Origin of the sequence: Metabacillus halosaccharovorans (assembly GCF_002019635.1) — a bacterium.
Lineage (GTDB): Bacteria > Bacillota > Bacilli > Bacillales > Bacillaceae > Metabacillus > Metabacillus halosaccharovorans.
Window position 1 is genome coordinate 1,774,451 of record NZ_KV917372.1, and the last position, 16,803, is coordinate 1,791,253.

Consider the following 16,803-nt stretch of genomic DNA (forward strand, 5'->3'; position numbering starts at 1 on the left):
TAATCCCACTGCTATTCTCTATTTTGTTTCATTTAAATAAGGACGCCTCTTAATGTAGAGTGACCCAAGTAAATGAGACAAGGAAAGAGCACCTCCTGAATCGTATTTATAAACTAAACGATTGCGGAGGTGTTTTTCTCATGGGGAAAATCGTTCATTACCCAGAAGAAATAAAGTGGGAAGCAGTTAATTTAAGGAAAAATGGTATGACCTATAAAATGATTCAAGAAAAGCTAGGAATAAAACATAAAAGACAAATACAAAACTGGGTGAAATGGTATGAAAACGGGGAGACTTATAGATTTTCTCAAGGAATAGGGAAACAATATTCGTATGGTAAAGGGTTAGAAGAGTTAAATGAAGTTGAACAGTTAAAAGCAAGAAATAAACAACTAAGTATTCAAGTAGAAATTCTAAAAAAGTACCAGGATATCGAAAGGGGTTGGTCCCAGAAATCGTTTTAGAGCTCGTAAAAGAATTGAAAGAAAAATATCCTGTCACATTAATATGTGAATGTTTAGGAATCCCTAGATCTAGCTATTATCGGTGGGTAAAGAAAGGTAATAAAAATATGACGGAATTGGAACTTAAGATTAAAGAGGTATGTACGAAACACAAGTATCGAATTGGCCACAGAACTGTGAAGGCTTGGCTCCTTAGAGAATATAAAATAAAAGTAAATAGAAAGACAGTCCAACGGATAATGCAGAAATACAATTGGCAGTGTAGAGTCAAACCAAAACGGAAGATAAAGATATTAGGGGAAAGTAAGATTATTGTGCCCAATCACTTAAAACAAGACTTCAAAGCATCGAAACCTAATGAAAAGTGGGTTACGGATATAACGTATCTTCCATTTGGACAATCGATGATGTACTTGTCTTGTATCATGGACCTTTACAATAATGAAATTATCGCTTTTCGAATAGGTTTAAGCCAAGAGGTATCGCTAGTTTTAGATACATTGAAAGATGAATTAGATAATCAGCCTGAAACTAAAGGGGTTATTCTTCATAGTGATCAAGGTTCACAATATACCTCTTACGCTTTTCAAAACTTAGCAAAGGAAAACGGCATTATCACAAGCATGTCTCGGAAAGGCAACTGCTTTGATAACGCCGTCATTGAATCCTTCCACTCTACCCTAAAGTCGGAAGAATTCTACTCTCAACCACAAGAACATCTTACAAACCCAATTGTAGTGGAAAAAGTAAGAAATTTCATCTATTATTACAATCAAATACGTCTTCAGGCAAAATTAAACTACCTATCCCCAAGAGAATTTAGGGAACAGGCAGCATAGGTGTTCTTTTTGTGTCTCAAACCAGTGGGTCAGTTCAATGAAAAAGGCGTCCTTTCGTTAATTTTTAGCAACTTCATGGAATGGACATTTTCCTGTCATTGGTTTTGCATCATCACCTATAAAGTACTGTTTCCATTCCCGGTGATCAGGATCACCATAATGACTTATGTTTGGATGCTTCGGAAGCTGATCCCATTTTTCCACACGTTCTCTCACTTTTTCTCTGGACATCGCTCCTCCTTTTGATGTTCCTTCTAACCCTTCAAAAATACGGCGTGGCTGAAAACCTAAAATCAGGCTATTTCCTAAGTTTCTTGTTTTTCTTTGTTTGTAAGCAGGTGCATTTCCAAATACAAAAAAAGGTTCATTCGCAAACGAAAATGCCCATAAATGATGGTCTGGATCGTACGGAATATCCTTCGGCCACTCGTTTTCATCATGTTTATGTAAAAATTGCAAGATTCTCCAAAAATAATTTCGGTAATAGGAAATTGATTTTTCCGTCTCCTCAGGCTCTACGAAAAGAAATAATCCATGACGAACAAGCTTAGGTGCTTGAAATAAATCTATGAAGCTACTAATTGTATCAGGTAATTGTGACCAATTATCATGTGTAATGTATGAGTATCGAAGTTCCCCTTTATTCTCTGCACTCATCCCAAAATAGCACGGAAAAGTAGGATCTGTAACTGTTGAGTGAAACGTCTGATATTCTTTTAGTACCCAATCAGGAACGATTTGATCGTTTACCATGTCTTCCTTTGTTAACAATAAACTCTTCTTTTTTGTTTGCATTTCATCACCTTCTATAATTATTTTATCTATAAACAACTTTCTATTTTTAAACAAAGAGACTGCGTTTAAGCAGCCTCTTTCATAGGTTTTTCAGTTTAAGCATGTTTTCGCATACTCTTCATAACCAAACTAACAACAAATACCAGAACAATAGCTCCTATTAAAGCTGGAATAATATAGAAGCCTCCTGCTTCCGGACCCCACTGCCCCAATAAAAGAGACCCTAACCATGCTCCAATAAATCCTGCAATGATATTACCAATAATCCCGCCTGGAATATCTCTTCCTGCGATTAGACCTGCTAACCAACCAATAATTCCACCTATAATTAATGCCCAAAGAAATCCCATTTTTCATCTCTCCTTTAAATTTTTTAAAATGTGTTTACTAGTAGATACCCATTGTCCAAATTGATAAACTTTCATTTGCATATTTTTTTAAAAACGTTGTTACTCTTTTATACTTCTATCAAAAGATTAATCGTTTTAGGAACAAATTTTTTAGGGTATATGATCATTAAGAAAAAAATAAGTAAAAGAAATTGAAAGGATGGATTTAATAATGGGAAGTAAACCAAACCCCACGAAGGATTTTATCATGGAAGAAAAACCAAAGACGACAAATGAAGAATCTCTGGAAGGAACTAGGAATGATCCTGTTGCAGAAATCAGATCGGAAATGCCATCCAAAGAACAACAAAACGGTGTCGATATTACCAATCCATATGAAATCGCAAAACGTTTAATCGAACGTGCAACAGAATCACTACACCTGCCAAAAGGAGTTTATGAGATTTTAAAAAAACCGACCAGAGTGATGAAAGTTTCGATTCCAATTCGTAAAGATAATGGTGAATATGTAAGCTATACCGGTATTCGTTCCCAACATATCGATATACTTGGCCCAACAAAAGGCGGAGTTCGATTCCATCAAAACGTTACCGAGGATGAAGTAATCGCCTTATCAATGTGGATGTCTTTAAAATCCGCCTTGATCGGTTTACCATTTGGAGGTGGTAAAGGCGGAATTATTGTCGATCCACATGAACTATCAAATCGGGAGCTTGAGGAATTGAGTCGAGGATATATTAGGGAATTAGAGCCTATTATTGGACCTGCAAAAGATGTCCCTGCTCCTGATGTCAATACAAATCAACAAATCATGGGATGGATGCTGGACGAATTTGATCGATTATCAGGGCGTAGTGTTCCCGGCTTTATAACAGGCAAACCAATTGTGATAGGGGGGTCAGCCGGACGTATTGAGGCAACCGGGCGCGGGGTCGTCATCTCTATTATTGAGGCAGCCAAACGTTTGAATCTCAAACTCGACAATCTAACCGCAGTCATTCAAGGTTTTGGAAATGTTGGTTCCATTACTGCAAAACTATTACATCAACATGGAGTAAAAGTGATCGCTATTACGGATGCAAAAGGTGGAGCTTATTCACCAAATGGTTTAGATGTTATGAATTTAATAGATTATGTTAATGAAAATGGAACAGTAAAGGGTTTTGAAGATAGTATAAATATTACAAATAAGGAACTTTTTTCGCTGGATTGTGATATTCTCGTACCGGCAGCATTAGAGAACCAAATTACAAGTAAAACCGCCCCTACTATTAAAGCAAAGATCGTAGCAGAAGCTGCTAATGGCCCAACTACACCGGAAGGAAATCATGTAATGGAGGAAAAAGGGATATTTGTCATTCCTGATATATTATGTAACGCCGGTGGTGTAACCGTATCCTATTTTGAATGGGTTCAAAATTCTATGAATTATTTTTGGAAAGAAGATGAAATTAATGAAAAACTTCAAGAGAAATTAGTTCATGCATTTGAAAGTGTATATATGATGAAAGAAGAGAAAAGGGTTAGTATGCGAGAATCAGCCTATCTGGTAGGAGTTGGAAGACTAGCAGAAGCCATGAAGGCCCGCGGTTGGATTAAAAATTGGAAAATGCCGATTGATTGTTAAGAGATATAAATTATCTTTTAACACCCCTTTTTTAAAAAACTGCATAAGACAACCAGCTTCATATTAATGAAGCTGGTTTAATATTTTTAAGGATCGAATATCCTGTTTTGTTTCAGCTGTTCCCAGCTGGTAAATTTTTTCATAGAGCTTTGTAAGTAAACGATGCTGCTCTTCTCGTGCTTCTATACCATTTTCTTCATTTAACGATGTGAGAATTGGTTTCGGATCATATTCCGTCATTTTGATCTCTTGTAAGATGCTCTCAATTTCCTCCATTTGCTGCTTCGAAGCCTCTATTTCATAATAATGAAAGTGATCATCAAACGGTGAATCTTGAATATCCCCGACTTCGACGGATACATAGTATCTTTCTGCCATTTTAATCCCTCCTTGACAACTTTTTTATTAGGCGCATGATTAGTAACAATTTGATGTAAAACTTGGGCATCTGGAAACGCTCTGTTTTTGATCTCTTTAATGACAGACATAACCAACTGAGTACCCCTGCAATACGTCTTTATCACACTAGAAGGACAAAACCAGCTTTACAGAACTGCATGATTTGCAACGTACTATAATTCCCTGATTTTATCCTTCTAATGGAATTTCATAATTATTCTGTTTCTGGATTCTTATTTTCGTTATCTACATCATCCTTTTGTTCTCCATCGCTAGGACCATTATCTTGATCAACTCCATCAGCACACCCAGCTAAGCCTCCAAAAGTTAATAACGCAGCCGTACCTCCAACAATTAATTTTTTCTTCCAACTATTATCCATTATTAATTCCTCCTTTTTACTTTGTTAGGAAGGTTTTACCCTTCTAGAAAAACACTCAAACTTAAAATAGAGATTTAAATCTCTTATTATAAGTAACTATTCATTCAAACTTTTGTAACCATAAACTGGATTTCATCTTTGAGTGGGTTTGCATATATGTTTTATAAAAAGGTGGACGGGTATGAAACAGATTAAGAAAAAGTTAATAATATTGGGGGACTATTCATGTTTGGATTTGAAGACATGGGAAAATTCTTTCTTTCCCTTTTCTTAGTACTTCCTGTCGTTACCATTATTCATCAAAGCGGCCATTTATTTTTCGCAAAGCTTTTAGGATGTCATGTAGATATTCATATAGGTACAGGAAAAACGCTTTGCAAGGTAGGACCCTTTTGTATCCGTAAGGTCTATTTTGTCGATGGTTGGTGTGAATATAAGGAATTGCATCACAAGAAAAATGGGAAAGTAAAAAAGGTGTTAATATTTCTAGGTGGTTCTATCTTTAACATTTCAACCATTTTTCTTATTAACGGTTTAATTCTTCAAGGGACCCTGAACCCTAGTATTATACTCTATCAATTTGTTTACTTTTCTGTTTATTATGTGTTTTTTTCTCTATTTCCGGCCCAATTCGTAGATGGTTGTCCAAGTGATGGCAAAGCAGTCTTAAACATCATTTTTAATAAACCATTAGAAAAAGATCCTATCAATTAGCATTAAAATATAAAGGTTCATTTGTATTCAAACATGTTTAGCGTTTCTTATTTAGGGAAACTGTTTAGAAAAAAACATTGGTGGTTGCTATGAAAAATAAAAAACAAAACAAACCTAAAGATAGTCAATATCCTAACAGACAATATTATTTTCCTGAACAAATTATCGAGTCCTTTATTTTAAAAGGAAAAGATTCACTACAAATGACAAGGCGTGCACAATTTATTCTTTCAATTATGGCGGGAGCATTTATTTCATTCGGTGCCCTCGCTTCCGTATTATTGTCCAGCAAGATTGAGATAGAGGGTTATTTTCATCTTTTATCAGGTATTGGTTTTGCTATTGGCTATGCCATGATTTTCTTATCAGGGTCCATTCTTTTTACAGAAGTTAATGTTTTACTGCCGAGTTACATATTGTATAGTCATTACTCACTAAGCAAAAAGGTTTTACAATTCTGGCTGGTTTGTTATATTGGGAATTTTCTTGGGGCTCTTTTTGTCGGCTTTTTACTTAATCTTTCAGGTTCATTGGATAAGGAATTTTATGAAGGTCTCCTCGTTTTTATGGAGAAAAAAATGCAGTTTACTGAGCGCGGAACATGGGGATGGTTTCAAGTTTTATTTTCAGGCATTCTAGCAAACTGGTTAATTGGAATTGCTGCGGTTTTAGGTACGGCTGCTAGAGATGTTTCAGGGAAAATATTGGGTATTTTTCTTCCTGTCATTATTTTTGAAGCTGGCAATTTCCAACACGCTGTAGCCAATATGGGGTATTTTAGCATTACTGTGCTAGAAGGCTTTGAGTATAATTGGTTTCAATTAATATTTTATAATATTATCCCCGCCTCTATAGGAAATTTAATTGGCGGAGGAATATTAGTTTCACTTTTATTATCGTTTGCTTTTAAAGAAGATATTGATGAAGAAGTACTTGAAGAGGAATCAAAAGCTTAAATAAACATTATTTACCTAGATAAACCTTTCCCTTTTCGGAAAGGTTCTTTTTTATTTAAGATTTCAGTTTCTAGGTTCTAGATCGATAACTGCATAAGGTTGTATCATAAATTTAAAGCTCGCGAATAGGTATTTGCTCCCTTATCACTCCATTCTAAAAATGATGATTTTTTCTTATAATCTCCACTCTGTTTCGTTATAAAAGTTCTATACGTGCTATAATAAGAACATATATTAATAGATATATACTCTTATTTGGAAAGTATGTGGAGGTGAAAATATGAAATTTGGTGCAGTCAAGATCTTAGTGATCATTTTTTTGCTTGTTAGTTCTTTAGTTATTCCAACCTCAGCACTTGCAACTTATGGAAATACATACAATGATCAAAACTTTTTTGAATCCATTTTTAGTTTTATCTTTAACGGGACAGGAGAAAAGAACTCCTGGGATAAAGATAAAGATGATTGGGATGATGACTGGAAAGACTGGGATAAGGGTAAGCATAACTGGGGTCATTGGGATGGGTGTAAAAAAGGTAAGGACAACCGGTGTATAGAATCCTATGATATATGGAAAGATTGGTACGGTGGCAAGAATAAAGACAAAAACGACGATCATGACTATGGCTGGGACGATAAACACGGATGGTATGATAAGAAAGATTATAGTTGGGTTGATGATAACAAAATTAACTGGTTTAGCTGGATATGGTAAAACATTATAGATAAACCATTTAGACTTAAATTGAAGGGTATTAATTAACTTCTTTAGAAGTAAGTCTTTAGCTTATAGACAATGTCTGATATTCAGGCAGGTCTATAAGCTATTTTTTTACTCAATTTTTGAACTAAGAAAATGATAAAACTCAAAGTATCGTTTATATAATTATTTCTGTTTTTTTCCCACTAACGTATATATAATGAATTCTATAAGTTATTATTAAACATTCCTAAATTACTTGAATGACACTCTTGTCATAATCCTTTTGGAAAAAATCATAACCAATATATAGGTTACATATACTTACTAAAAGAACTAAATGAGGGAAAATAAAGTGACAGAACAAAATAAAATTATGATCATTGTTGATGATCTATTAAAATTATCCGACCGTTTCGTAACAGTTAAAATAGAAGAAAGATGTCCTTTGAATCGAAATATAGGCGGGAAGTACAGCCTTCAAGAGCATGCCATTACATTATATGTAGATGAAATAAAAAAACAGTGCGAGTTATTGTTCCCCGGCAAAAATGTATTCCTCGATTACACAGCTGTCATTCTTGCCCATGAACTTGGACACGCAACTGATCAATCTCTCTTAGCATTGATTGAATTGCATGAGAAAACAGAGGAGCCGCTTCAAAGAAGACAAATAGACTTCCTTATTGAGTTTCAAGCTTGGAAAAAAGCCAAAAGATTAGTACCGAATATACCACTCTCTTTTTTTAATTATATAAAACACCATTCTTTAGAGTACTATTATAGCGAGATTAACAAGCATTACGCAGTCTAAATCATGATTGACCAATTAAAACTCCTCACAATAGAAGCCTGTACAAATTAAGTACAGGCTTCTATTAGTTTGTCTCTTTTGGTTTATTTGGACTCTTAAAGTAATTTAATCATTATCTCGTTGTTTACTACGTGCTTCTCCACCTTTTTCACCAATCTCTTGGTAAAACTCTTTATCGTGGTTTTCAGAAGTAGCTTCTCCGCCTTTTCGACCAATTTCTTGATAGAATTCTTTATCATGGTTCTCTGAGGTAGCTTCTCCGCCTTTTCGACCGATCTCTTGATAAAATTCCTTATCGTGATTCTTTGAAGTGGCTTCTCCACCTTTTCTACCAGCTTCTTCTACCGTCATTTTTTTATCATCGTTTTTAGCCATTTTCAATTCCTCCTCGAATAAGTAAAATATGTTGTCCTTTCGGACTTAATGAACTATAACCGCTTTGATAGGAAAGTAAACCTCTATTATTAAATAAAGTTTAGAAATCTACTTCACATCTTTATAACTAGTTTCGTTCATTCTATAATGGGGAATTTAATAGATAATAACTCTAAGTAAGGTGATATAATGCTAACAACCATTGGTCCTAATAACTGGAAATGGCATCAATTTGAGAAAAACGAGATTGACAAAATAAAACATGTTATCCATAAAGAATACTGTCCCTTTAATAAGGAATGGCTTGATCACGTTCAGGAAAATAAAACAAATTGCTTAAGAACATTCATATTAGAAAATGGAAAAAAAGTTGTAAAAGGCTCACTGATTTACGAACAAAACTTCGAGGATGAATTAGACCATAAAATCTGTCATTTTTTTATGACAGATGATCTGTTGATTACAGTTAATCTTGATCTTACCTCTCTTAAACATATAAGCCAGGAATTATTATTTGGACAAATCGAAAAGACTGAAAACGCTGTTGATGGGTTTTTAATGATTCTTGGAGAATTAATGAATGAAATGTTATACGGTATTGATCTATTCGAAGAGAAGTTAAACGAACTGATTTGGAATGTGAGTAAGAAAAATAAAACAAGCATTCTCGATAAAATATATATGAGGAGACATGAACTTCTACTTTGGAAAAATTTATTCATTCCATTGAAGGAGCTGAAAATGGGAATAGAGGAAATCTATCTTGATGATGAAATAAATGACAAAATTATCTTCAATCGAACGGGCAAACGGATTGATAGAGCAATGGTTCTAATTAACGAATATGAAACTGAAATTGATTCAATTATTAATTTAGAAGAAGTCATTTCTTCCCATCGCGGGAATGAAATTATGAAAACATTAACCGTTATCACAACAATCTTTACTCCGGTAATGGCTTTAGGTGCATTATGGGGGATGAATTTCAAGCATATGCCTGAGCTCGAATGGAAATATGGCTATTTACTTTCATGTGTACTAATCATTGTTTCAACTCTAGCACTTTACGGATATTTAAAAATGAAAGGCTGGACTGGTGATCTTTTGAAAGCCAGAAAAAAAGGATCGTTTTTCAAGTGATATGAATTCATTACATGTTGGTATTTCGGTATTCCAAATGTATACTTTTAACATCCTTGCCATTTACTTGTAATCCGTGTGTAATATCATTATGCTAAAATCTTATTTAAGCCGATAAAAAAAAGGAGTTTCATCTATGTCAAAATATTTCATAGATCATTCCAAATTAATTGTACATCGGACAGCTTTCATTACCGATGGCTGTAACCATCATAAGATTTTACATAAACACTTAGAGGAATCTAATAGTGATGAACAAGTCTTACAGTTGATAAGTCATGATGATTATCAACAATGTCCCCAGTGCTTTGAGTATTTCTCTTTAGAAAAGGATAAACATGACTTTGTTCGTTACTAGTAATAAGTTGCAAAGTAATAAATTCATTAACGTGAATAATAGCCATATAAAGTGATATGAGTTGGGAGCTGGTCAGAAGGTACCTATATTCTGACCAGCTCCCTATTAATTATGGCGAGACAGTTTATCTTTTGGAGATTAAGAGAAAAAATATATAGTAAGTAAAGTTAGAGTAAGTATCTAAAAAAAATTTCAGTACTATTAAACGCTTTCCTAATTTATTAAAATAAATATAGGGAATCAAGTTTCAATAATGGGCAACGATGAAATTTATTAAGACTCCCTTATCACAATATGTAGCTGACGCTCAATCAGATGACCAATTATAAAATAAGGAGAATCCATTAATGAAAACGATTAAACTCGGAAACAGCCTATTAGAAGTACCCGCCATCGCTGTCGGATGTATGCGGATTAATTCACTTGAAAAAAACGAAGCTGAACACTTTGTTCAAACTGCACTGGAATTAGGTGCTAATTTCTTCGACCATGCTGATATTTACGGTGGCGGAGAGTGTGAAGAAATCTTTGCAGATGCGATTCATATGAATGATGATATTCGTGAAAAAATCATTCTACAATCAAAGTGTGGTATACGAAAAGGAATGTTCGATTTTTCAAAAGAACATATTTTAGAATCTGTTGACGGAATTCTAAAACGCTTAAATACTGATTACCTAGATGTTCTTCTTCTTCACCGTCCAGATACATTAGTTGAGCCAGAAGAAGTGGCAGAGGCTTTTGATACACTTGAAAATTCAGGTAAAGTGCGTTATTTCGGTGTATCCAACCAAAATCCAATGCAAATTGAACTCCTAAAAAAATCAGTCAAACAATCGATTGTGGCAAATCAACTTCAATTAAGTATTACAAACGCAAACATGATCTCAAATGGTTTTAATGTGAACATGGAAAATGATTCTGCAATTAATAGAGATGGCAGCATTCTTGATTACTGCAGACTAAACGATATCACAATTCAGCCTTGGTCTCCTTTTCAATATGGATTCTTTGAAGGCGTATTCCTTGGAAACGACAAATTCCCGGAATTAAATCAAAAGATTAATGAAATCGCTGACAGATATGAAGTTAGCAATACGACGATTGCAATTGCTTGGTTATTACGCCATCCAGCAAATATGCAACCAGTCATCGGTACGATGAACATAAACAGATTAACAGATTGCTGTAAGGCAAGCGAAGTTCATCTTTCGCGCGAAGAATGGTATGAAATTTTTAGGGCAGCAGGCAATGTTTTGCCATAAATCTAAAAACAAACAAAGCACCTCTTAATTCTTCATTAAGAGGTGCTTTGTTTTGATTATTCTATGTCGAGTATGTATATGCTTCTAAACTACGTAACAACATGAAAAAATACGATATATCATCACTCTTCAGGCATCCATATTTTAAAATTTCCGCTCAAGGCTAATAAACTAAAAAAGTATAAACAATTGTCATAATAACGACGATTCCCAGTACGCACTGGTGTATTCCAAAATAATTCTACACATTTCCTAGCATTAGGACCTGTTGTAGATAGTGATGCCATTGCATTAGACGCTAGAAGCCCCACAGGATGAAGTGATTTTTCCTCAAAGGATTCCCCGGAAATTTTGTATCGTCGATAATCTGCAGGCTCTTTATCGGCAAAAAACTGCTGAATTCTTTCATTTATTTCTATCGGAGTTTGTTCATCTTTAAACCATTCATAATCCAATCCAATGTTGCAAGCTACTCGGTAAGAATCACTGAAAAAATGTCCATAACCATTTTCATTATTTGGTGTTCCATCATAATATGCATACTCAGGAGCTAAGCCTGTAACAGGATGACATGCAATTTTTAGATACTGTCTACTTGCAATAGCAGCATCTTTCCAGAACTGTCGATCTTCTGGATATGCCCATAATGAAAACAACTCATAAAAATGCGGTAAATGATAGGAAGGATCAGAAAATTCAACATTCGGAACAAACTTTATCAATTTATTCTCAGGGTTCCACATCGGAAAACCTTCTCCATCTTCTCCCTTATGAAGACAGGTTCTTAGTAAATCCCTTGCTTGTTGTCCGTAGTTAAAGATTCCGTCGCTGTCACCCCAACGATGTGAAGCAAAAAATAAGGCCAAGGCAAAATATTCCTCTCCATCTGGTGCCGGTCCATGAGAGCGCTTTGAACCATCAGTATGACAAGACCAAGCAAAATATCCTGCATTCTCTCCTTCTGACATATACATATTTCGATATGTCCACTTCCAAAGTCGGTCAAATGTATCTTTTTGATCCATTTGGACGGCCATCATCATTCCGTATGACATTCCTTCTGTACGGACATCCAAATTTCCCGTGTCAAGCATGTATCCTTCATCATTTCCAACTTGATAATAAATTTGAGTTTCAGAATGCTGCTCTGAAAAAAGTTTATTCCATGTATCCTGTACTCTTTCATTAATCAATTCGTCAGAATATCCATATTCTCGAAAAACATTTCTATATGTTCTGTTATATAGAATTGCCGTGTTCATCTATCATTTCCTCCCACCCATTGTTTGGTTATTACACAAACAAAGTTTTTAGAAATTTTATCCCTTTATTTCAAGTTTACGATCTATTAAACTAGTTACTTCATTTTCCCCTTTATAGTGAACCCAATTAAAGAATGCAGGTGTTCTACTTTCTTTTCCATTGCCTGTTGCATACACTCCAAGACAGACTCCGGTAAATACGCCTCCAAATCCCCCATTTTCCTCTTTGGATAAGTAGGCCAGTGGAGATTTTCCAAGGTTCTTCCACTCTTCCCCTTCTTCTGCGTATTGAAAATGATAATCTTGATTATCTGATTTTATCTTTAATTGAACTGTTGAGTTTCGAATCATACAACGTGCAATTTCTTCTGTATGTCCTTGAATTGTTTTGAATGCGACAACTACTTTTTCTCCATTTAATTGTTTAACAGCTATCTCATAATGTGCTTTTTCATTTAATCGAACTGACAAGCCGGCTTCTTCACCATTATTTTTTGGATCAAACTCTAGCAATGTACTAAATTCCATTTTACTATGTTTTTGTGGTTTACAAATAAATGTAGGAACTCCTTTTTCATCACTCAAATGATCAGGTCGACCAATCAGTGACAACCAACTTTTTCGTTCAGATAAGGAATAGTTTTCCTCACTTTTAGCTCTAAGATAAAACCATGTCAAATCTAATACATCTTGTTCAAAATCATCATGATCTAAAAAATTCTCCTTTAGAGTAGATTCTCCGGAAAGCTTCGTTGTTTCCATAACACCTGATACACTACCTTCATTATTATCAATCATTGGCCAGCCATCTTCGGTCCAAGTTATAGGTGCTAAAAACGTTTCTCTCCCCAAAATTGTATATTTTTGATTCACAGGTCGTGTTCCTAAAAACACAGCCCACCAGTTCCCATTTTGATCTTCGACAAAGTCAGCATGCCCAATGTTTTGTATTGGATGATCATTCATTTGATTATGTGTTAAGATAGGTTTATTTAACATTTCAAAAGGTCCGTAAGGTTGGGTACTTTTTGAAATGATGGCTCTGTGATCTTCTCCTGTACCACCACATGCACATAGTAAATAATAGATTCCTCTTATTTTATATAGGTGCGGGGCTTCAGTCCATTGTCCTCCATCACCATGAGATATTACAACCGGTGAGGATAAGGCCTTGCCTGTATGAATATCGATTTCATATTGAATAATATGAGACTCGTATCCAGCTCCATTTTGAACGGTTACATAGACTTTTCCATCATCATCAAACATTAAGGAAGGATCAATATTTCCATATGGAATTTTAATTGGATCTGACCAAGGACCTTTTGGATCAGTTGCTGTGACATAAAAATTACCAGTACCTGATACATCAGTCGAAATCATATAAAATGTTCCATCATGATATCGTAACGTAGGTGCATATAAACCACCGGAGCTTCTACTATTTCTTAAGTTAACCTGACTGTCTCTCGTTAACACACTACCGATTTGTTTCCAATTAAGAAGATCATTACTATGAAAAATTGGTATTGCAGGAAAATATTCAAAGGAGCTTGTTACTAAGTAAAAATCATCAACTCCTACTTTTACGATACTTGGATCTGGATAAAATCCAGATATAACCGGATTTAGATACTTCATTTCTTCACATCTCCTTCTCTTCGAATTAAGAGTTAAGTAGGCCTATTCATCTAACCTAAAATAATCAAAGTCTACAAAACCACCAGGTATTTTTGTTGCATAGTTAAATAAAGCAAATCGATAGCCTACAAAATGATCTAATTTATATTTCATTTGAAGGATGTTACCTATAGAATTCCACTTCTCCCCATCAAGACTATAGTAAAAATAAGCTTTATCTACTTGATCCCGGTAATCTACATAAATTTTAAAATACACTCTATCCTGGTTGACGGGAATACTTTCTATTTCTTTCCCATCTCCTAAACTATTATTGATCATAACAATAAAGTAAGTCTCTCCTGATTTTCTCACACCAACAAACCCATAGTCTTTTTGAAAGGCAGCAAAACCGGCAAGATCTCCATCCTTCATATTGGTTATTTCCAACGCTACCTTCGCTGAACATTCCGGACCCATTGTTCGTTGTGTAAGTGTATTCCTTGCTTCTTCTATATTTTTGCATGTGTTTCCTGTGGTAAGTCGCAAAAAACCAGGGCGGTCTGTGAGTGACCAAAAGCGATGATCGGGATTGTGATTCCACTGCCATACTACTTTTAGAAGCTTATGGCAGTCTCCATCAGAAAAACCTTTTGATGAAGATGTTGTCAGGTCGAATTCATCTGAATCCACCACATATTGTTTACCGCTCACGCGTCCATCTCGACTCATCACTTTTTTCAAACTGCTATCTTGTTCTCCGAAAATTGGCCATTCATTTTCCCATGTAACAGGGATAAGATATGGTATCCGTCCAAGTGCACCGCTATCTTGAAACAATAAGCCATACCATTCTCCATTTATCGTGTCGATGATCCCGCCCTGGGCAATCCCTTTATGGTTAAAAGCAACTCTGCCTTCATATTCTCCATCTATCTTTTCTGAACGGTGTACTAGTTGAGTTCGATTTCTATTTTTTGGCCATGTAATAGTAAAGACATAGTACATTCCATTTATTTTTTGTATATGTGCTCCTTCTGCGGGTAAACCAACTTCCTCCTTTGGACACGCAACAAGACTCGCCTGAGGAATGATTACTTTATTAAGTCCTCCTTCTTTGATAGCTGTAGCATCAGCGGTAAGTTCAATCACTTTGATATCATGATTACCATAAACCATATACACATGCCCATCATCATCAAATAATAAAGACATATCATGATAGTATTCATCTAGTACGGAAGATGTCCAATGACCTTTTTCAATATCATTTGTTTGATAGATATATGTTTTACCTGTTGCCAAGGAACCAAATGTTACATAAAAGGTGTTATGATGATAACGGATGCTACTTGCCCAGGAACCTTTGCCATATTCGTTTTTCCCACTACTAAGTATTTGTTCTTCATTATCTGCCAGGATATCGTATACATAATTCACAATTTCCCAGTTTAATAGGTCATAGGATTTCATAATCGGAACACCGGGGTTATAATACATAGTCGTGCTTGTCATATAGTAAACATCATTTACCCTGATAACATCTGGGTCAGGTATATCTGTCCAGATAATCGGATTCTTAAAAATCCGCTCTTCTTGTTGAGTTGGTATTGTTCCATTAGAATGATTTTCTTTACACACAATAACACATCCCCTCGACCTATACTTTTTACCTCTTATCTATTAATCACCTTCCAAAAAGATTCCTTTGGTTGATGATGTTCATTAAATAATAATGGCCAATTCTTTCTTCCACGCACTGGAAAATTGTCGAGCCATGTATAATCATCCGCTGCTCCCCAAAAGGTAACGGATGTGATCACGTCAGAATACTCTCGTAATAGTTCAAAAAAACTGTTGTAGCGATCGGTCTGTTTAGCTACCATTTCTTCTGTAGGGACTTTTACATCAGTTCGTTTATCATCAGAACCAAATACAGAAACATCCATTTCTGTAATATGAATCTGTAATCCTAAAGAAGCATATCGCTCTATAGCAGTTCTAATATGATCCAAAGTAGGACTATATAAATTCCAATGTGCCTGTAAACCAATTCCGTGAATTGGCACTCCTCTTTCCACTAATCCCTTTGTCAACGAATATATTTTTTCTCTTTTTTCCGGATTTGACTCATTATAATCGTTATAAAACAGCGATGCATTTGGGTCTGCCAGGTGGGCATATTCAAAGGCTTTATCGATAAAATCCTCCCCAACAATGTCTTTCCATTTAGAATCTCTTAACAAGTTAGCTCCAGAATCAGAAACAGCTTCATTTACAACATCCCAACTATAGATTTGTCCTTTGTATCTTTCCATTACAGTAGAAATATGTGTTTTCATTCGTTCTAAAAGGGTGTATCGATCAACAGAATTTCCATTTTTATTTGTAAAGACCCAATCAGGTGTTTGATTATGCCAAACAAGAGTATGTCCCCTTACTTTTTTTCCATAATCATTGGCAAACGATAGAAGCTGATCTGCTTGATCAAACGTAAAAGTTCCCTCTTCCGGTTGCAAGCTTTCAAACTTCAATTCGTTTTCTGCCGTAAGACTATTAAAATGTTTGATAATCAATTCTTTTTGGGATTTGATTGTTAAGGGATTTACGGCTGCTCCCATAAGAAAGTAATCTTCATATTCTTTATAAAGAGATGGGACTTCATTTTGAACTTTAGATGTTGTCACCCGAATCGCTCCTTCAAATATAGTAGAAAACCAATTTATTATTCCAGAAACATGCC

General features: G+C 35.1%; 17 protein-coding genes and 1 pseudogene. 9 read left to right on the forward strand and 9 right to left on the reverse strand.

Translation table 11 applies throughout. The features are described from left to right. Positions 1-140 precede the first annotated feature (140 nt). Positions 141-1,303 (forward strand): IS3 family transposase gene (locus tag BK577_RS22680; protein ID WP_139367419.1). Its coding sequence is split into 2 segments (ribosomal slippage): positions 141-417 and positions 417-1,303, totalling 1,164 coding nucleotides; the frame shifts between segments, so codons are not numbered across the junction. 57 nt (positions 1,304-1,360) lie between these two features. On the opposite strand, the gene BK577_RS22685 is transcribed toward BK577_RS22680, so the two are convergent. Beyond that, positions 1,361-2,098: a YqcI/YcgG family protein gene (locus tag BK577_RS22685; RefSeq protein WP_078435028.1), complete on the reverse strand. Its 738-nt coding sequence runs from the start codon at positions 2,096-2,098 to the stop codon at positions 1,361-1,363. A gap of 95 nt (positions 2,099-2,193) precedes the next feature. After that, positions 2,194-2,448, reverse strand: a complete 255-nt coding sequence (locus BK577_RS22690) for a GlsB/YeaQ/YmgE family stress response membrane protein (protein WP_078435029.1) — start codon at positions 2,446-2,448, stop codon at positions 2,194-2,196. A 328-nt stretch (positions 2,449-2,776) separates the two neighbouring features. Here BK577_RS22690 and BK577_RS22695 point away from each other — a divergent pair, with 328 nt between their 5' ends. Further along, on the forward strand, positions 2,777-4,075 hold the full coding sequence (locus BK577_RS22695) for a Glu/Leu/Phe/Val family dehydrogenase (RefSeq protein ID WP_245823600.1): 1,299 nt from the start codon (positions 2,777-2,779) through the stop codon (positions 4,073-4,075). A gap of 63 nt (positions 4,076-4,138) precedes the next feature. Here BK577_RS22695 and BK577_RS22700 read toward each other — a convergent pair whose 3' ends face one another. Then, positions 4,139-4,453, reverse strand: coding sequence for a hypothetical protein (locus BK577_RS22700; protein ID WP_078435030.1), 315 nt, complete (start codon positions 4,451-4,453; stop codon positions 4,139-4,141). A 235-nt stretch (positions 4,454-4,688) separates the two neighbouring features. Then, positions 4,689-4,856 carry a hypothetical protein gene (locus BK577_RS26210; protein ID WP_169908449.1) on the reverse strand — a complete coding sequence of 56 codons (168 nt, stop codon included), beginning with the start codon at positions 4,854-4,856 and terminating at the stop codon, positions 4,689-4,691. Between the two features lie 225 nt (positions 4,857-5,081). On the opposite strand from BK577_RS26210, the gene BK577_RS22705 reads away from it, so the two are divergent. The 4 genes from BK577_RS22705 (at position 5,082) to BK577_RS22720 (ending at position 8,040) form a co-directional block, all read left to right on the forward strand. Next, complete coding sequence (locus BK577_RS22705) at positions 5,082-5,570, forward strand: hypothetical protein (RefSeq protein ID WP_078435031.1); 489 nt, start codon at positions 5,082-5,084, stop codon at positions 5,568-5,570. An 89-nt stretch (positions 5,571-5,659) separates the two neighbouring features. Continuing rightward, a complete protein-coding gene (locus BK577_RS22710) occupies positions 5,660-6,526 on the forward strand; it encodes a formate/nitrite transporter family protein (RefSeq protein WP_078435032.1) in 867 nt (288 codons plus the stop codon). Positions 6,527-6,806: 280 nt separating this feature from the next. Next, positions 6,807-7,241: a hypothetical protein gene (locus BK577_RS22715; RefSeq protein ID WP_078435033.1), complete on the forward strand. Its 435-nt coding sequence runs from the start codon at positions 6,807-6,809 to the stop codon at positions 7,239-7,241. A gap of 340 nt (positions 7,242-7,581) precedes the next feature. Further along, complete coding sequence (locus BK577_RS22720) at positions 7,582-8,040, forward strand: hypothetical protein (protein WP_078435034.1); 459 nt, start codon at positions 7,582-7,584, stop codon at positions 8,038-8,040. Between the two features lie 108 nt (positions 8,041-8,148). On the opposite strand, the pseudogene BK577_RS22725 reads toward BK577_RS22720, so the two are convergent. Further along, a pseudogene (locus BK577_RS22725) lies at positions 8,149-8,415 on the reverse strand (KGG domain-containing protein); the annotation flags it as partial. 189 nt (positions 8,416-8,604) lie between these two features. Between BK577_RS22725 and BK577_RS22730 the strand changes: the two are divergent. From BK577_RS22730 to BK577_RS22740, 3 genes are all read left to right on the forward strand, one after another. After that, complete coding sequence (locus BK577_RS22730) at positions 8,605-9,555, forward strand: magnesium transporter CorA family protein (RefSeq protein WP_078435036.1); 951 nt, start codon at positions 8,605-8,607, stop codon at positions 9,553-9,555. Positions 9,556-9,691: 136 nt separating this feature from the next. Beyond that, the gene (locus BK577_RS22735) at positions 9,692-9,913 is read left to right on the forward strand and encodes a hypothetical protein (protein ID WP_078435037.1); all 222 of its coding nucleotides are present in this window, start codon (positions 9,692-9,694) and stop codon (positions 9,911-9,913) included. Between the two features lie 347 nt (positions 9,914-10,260). Beyond that, complete coding sequence (locus BK577_RS22740) at positions 10,261-11,178, forward strand: aldo/keto reductase (RefSeq protein ID WP_078435038.1); 918 nt, start codon at positions 10,261-10,263, stop codon at positions 11,176-11,178. Between the two features lie 122 nt (positions 11,179-11,300). On the opposite strand, the gene BK577_RS22745 is transcribed toward BK577_RS22740, so the two are convergent. From BK577_RS22745 to BK577_RS22760, 4 genes are read right to left on the reverse strand one after another with little or no spacing between them, the layout of a single operon-like run. Continuing rightward, a complete protein-coding gene (locus BK577_RS22745) occupies positions 11,301-12,440 on the reverse strand; it encodes a family 8 glycosyl hydrolase (RefSeq protein ID WP_078435039.1) in 1,140 nt (379 codons plus the stop codon). 57 nt (positions 12,441-12,497) lie between these two features. Beyond that, positions 12,498-14,081, reverse strand: a complete 1,584-nt coding sequence (locus tag BK577_RS22750; RefSeq protein WP_078435040.1) for a glycoside hydrolase family 43 protein — start codon at positions 14,079-14,081, stop codon at positions 12,498-12,500. A gap of 42 nt (positions 14,082-14,123) precedes the next feature. Continuing rightward, the gene (locus BK577_RS22755; RefSeq protein ID WP_245823564.1) at positions 14,124-15,701 is read right to left on the reverse strand and encodes a glycoside hydrolase family 43 protein; all 1,578 of its coding nucleotides are present in this window, start codon (positions 15,699-15,701) and stop codon (positions 14,124-14,126) included. Positions 15,702-15,736: 35 nt separating this feature from the next. Continuing rightward, complete coding sequence (locus BK577_RS22760) at positions 15,737-16,747, reverse strand: endo-1,4-beta-xylanase (RefSeq protein ID WP_281252636.1); 1,011 nt, start codon at positions 16,745-16,747, stop codon at positions 15,737-15,739. Between the last annotated feature and the right edge of the window lie 56 nt (positions 16,748-16,803).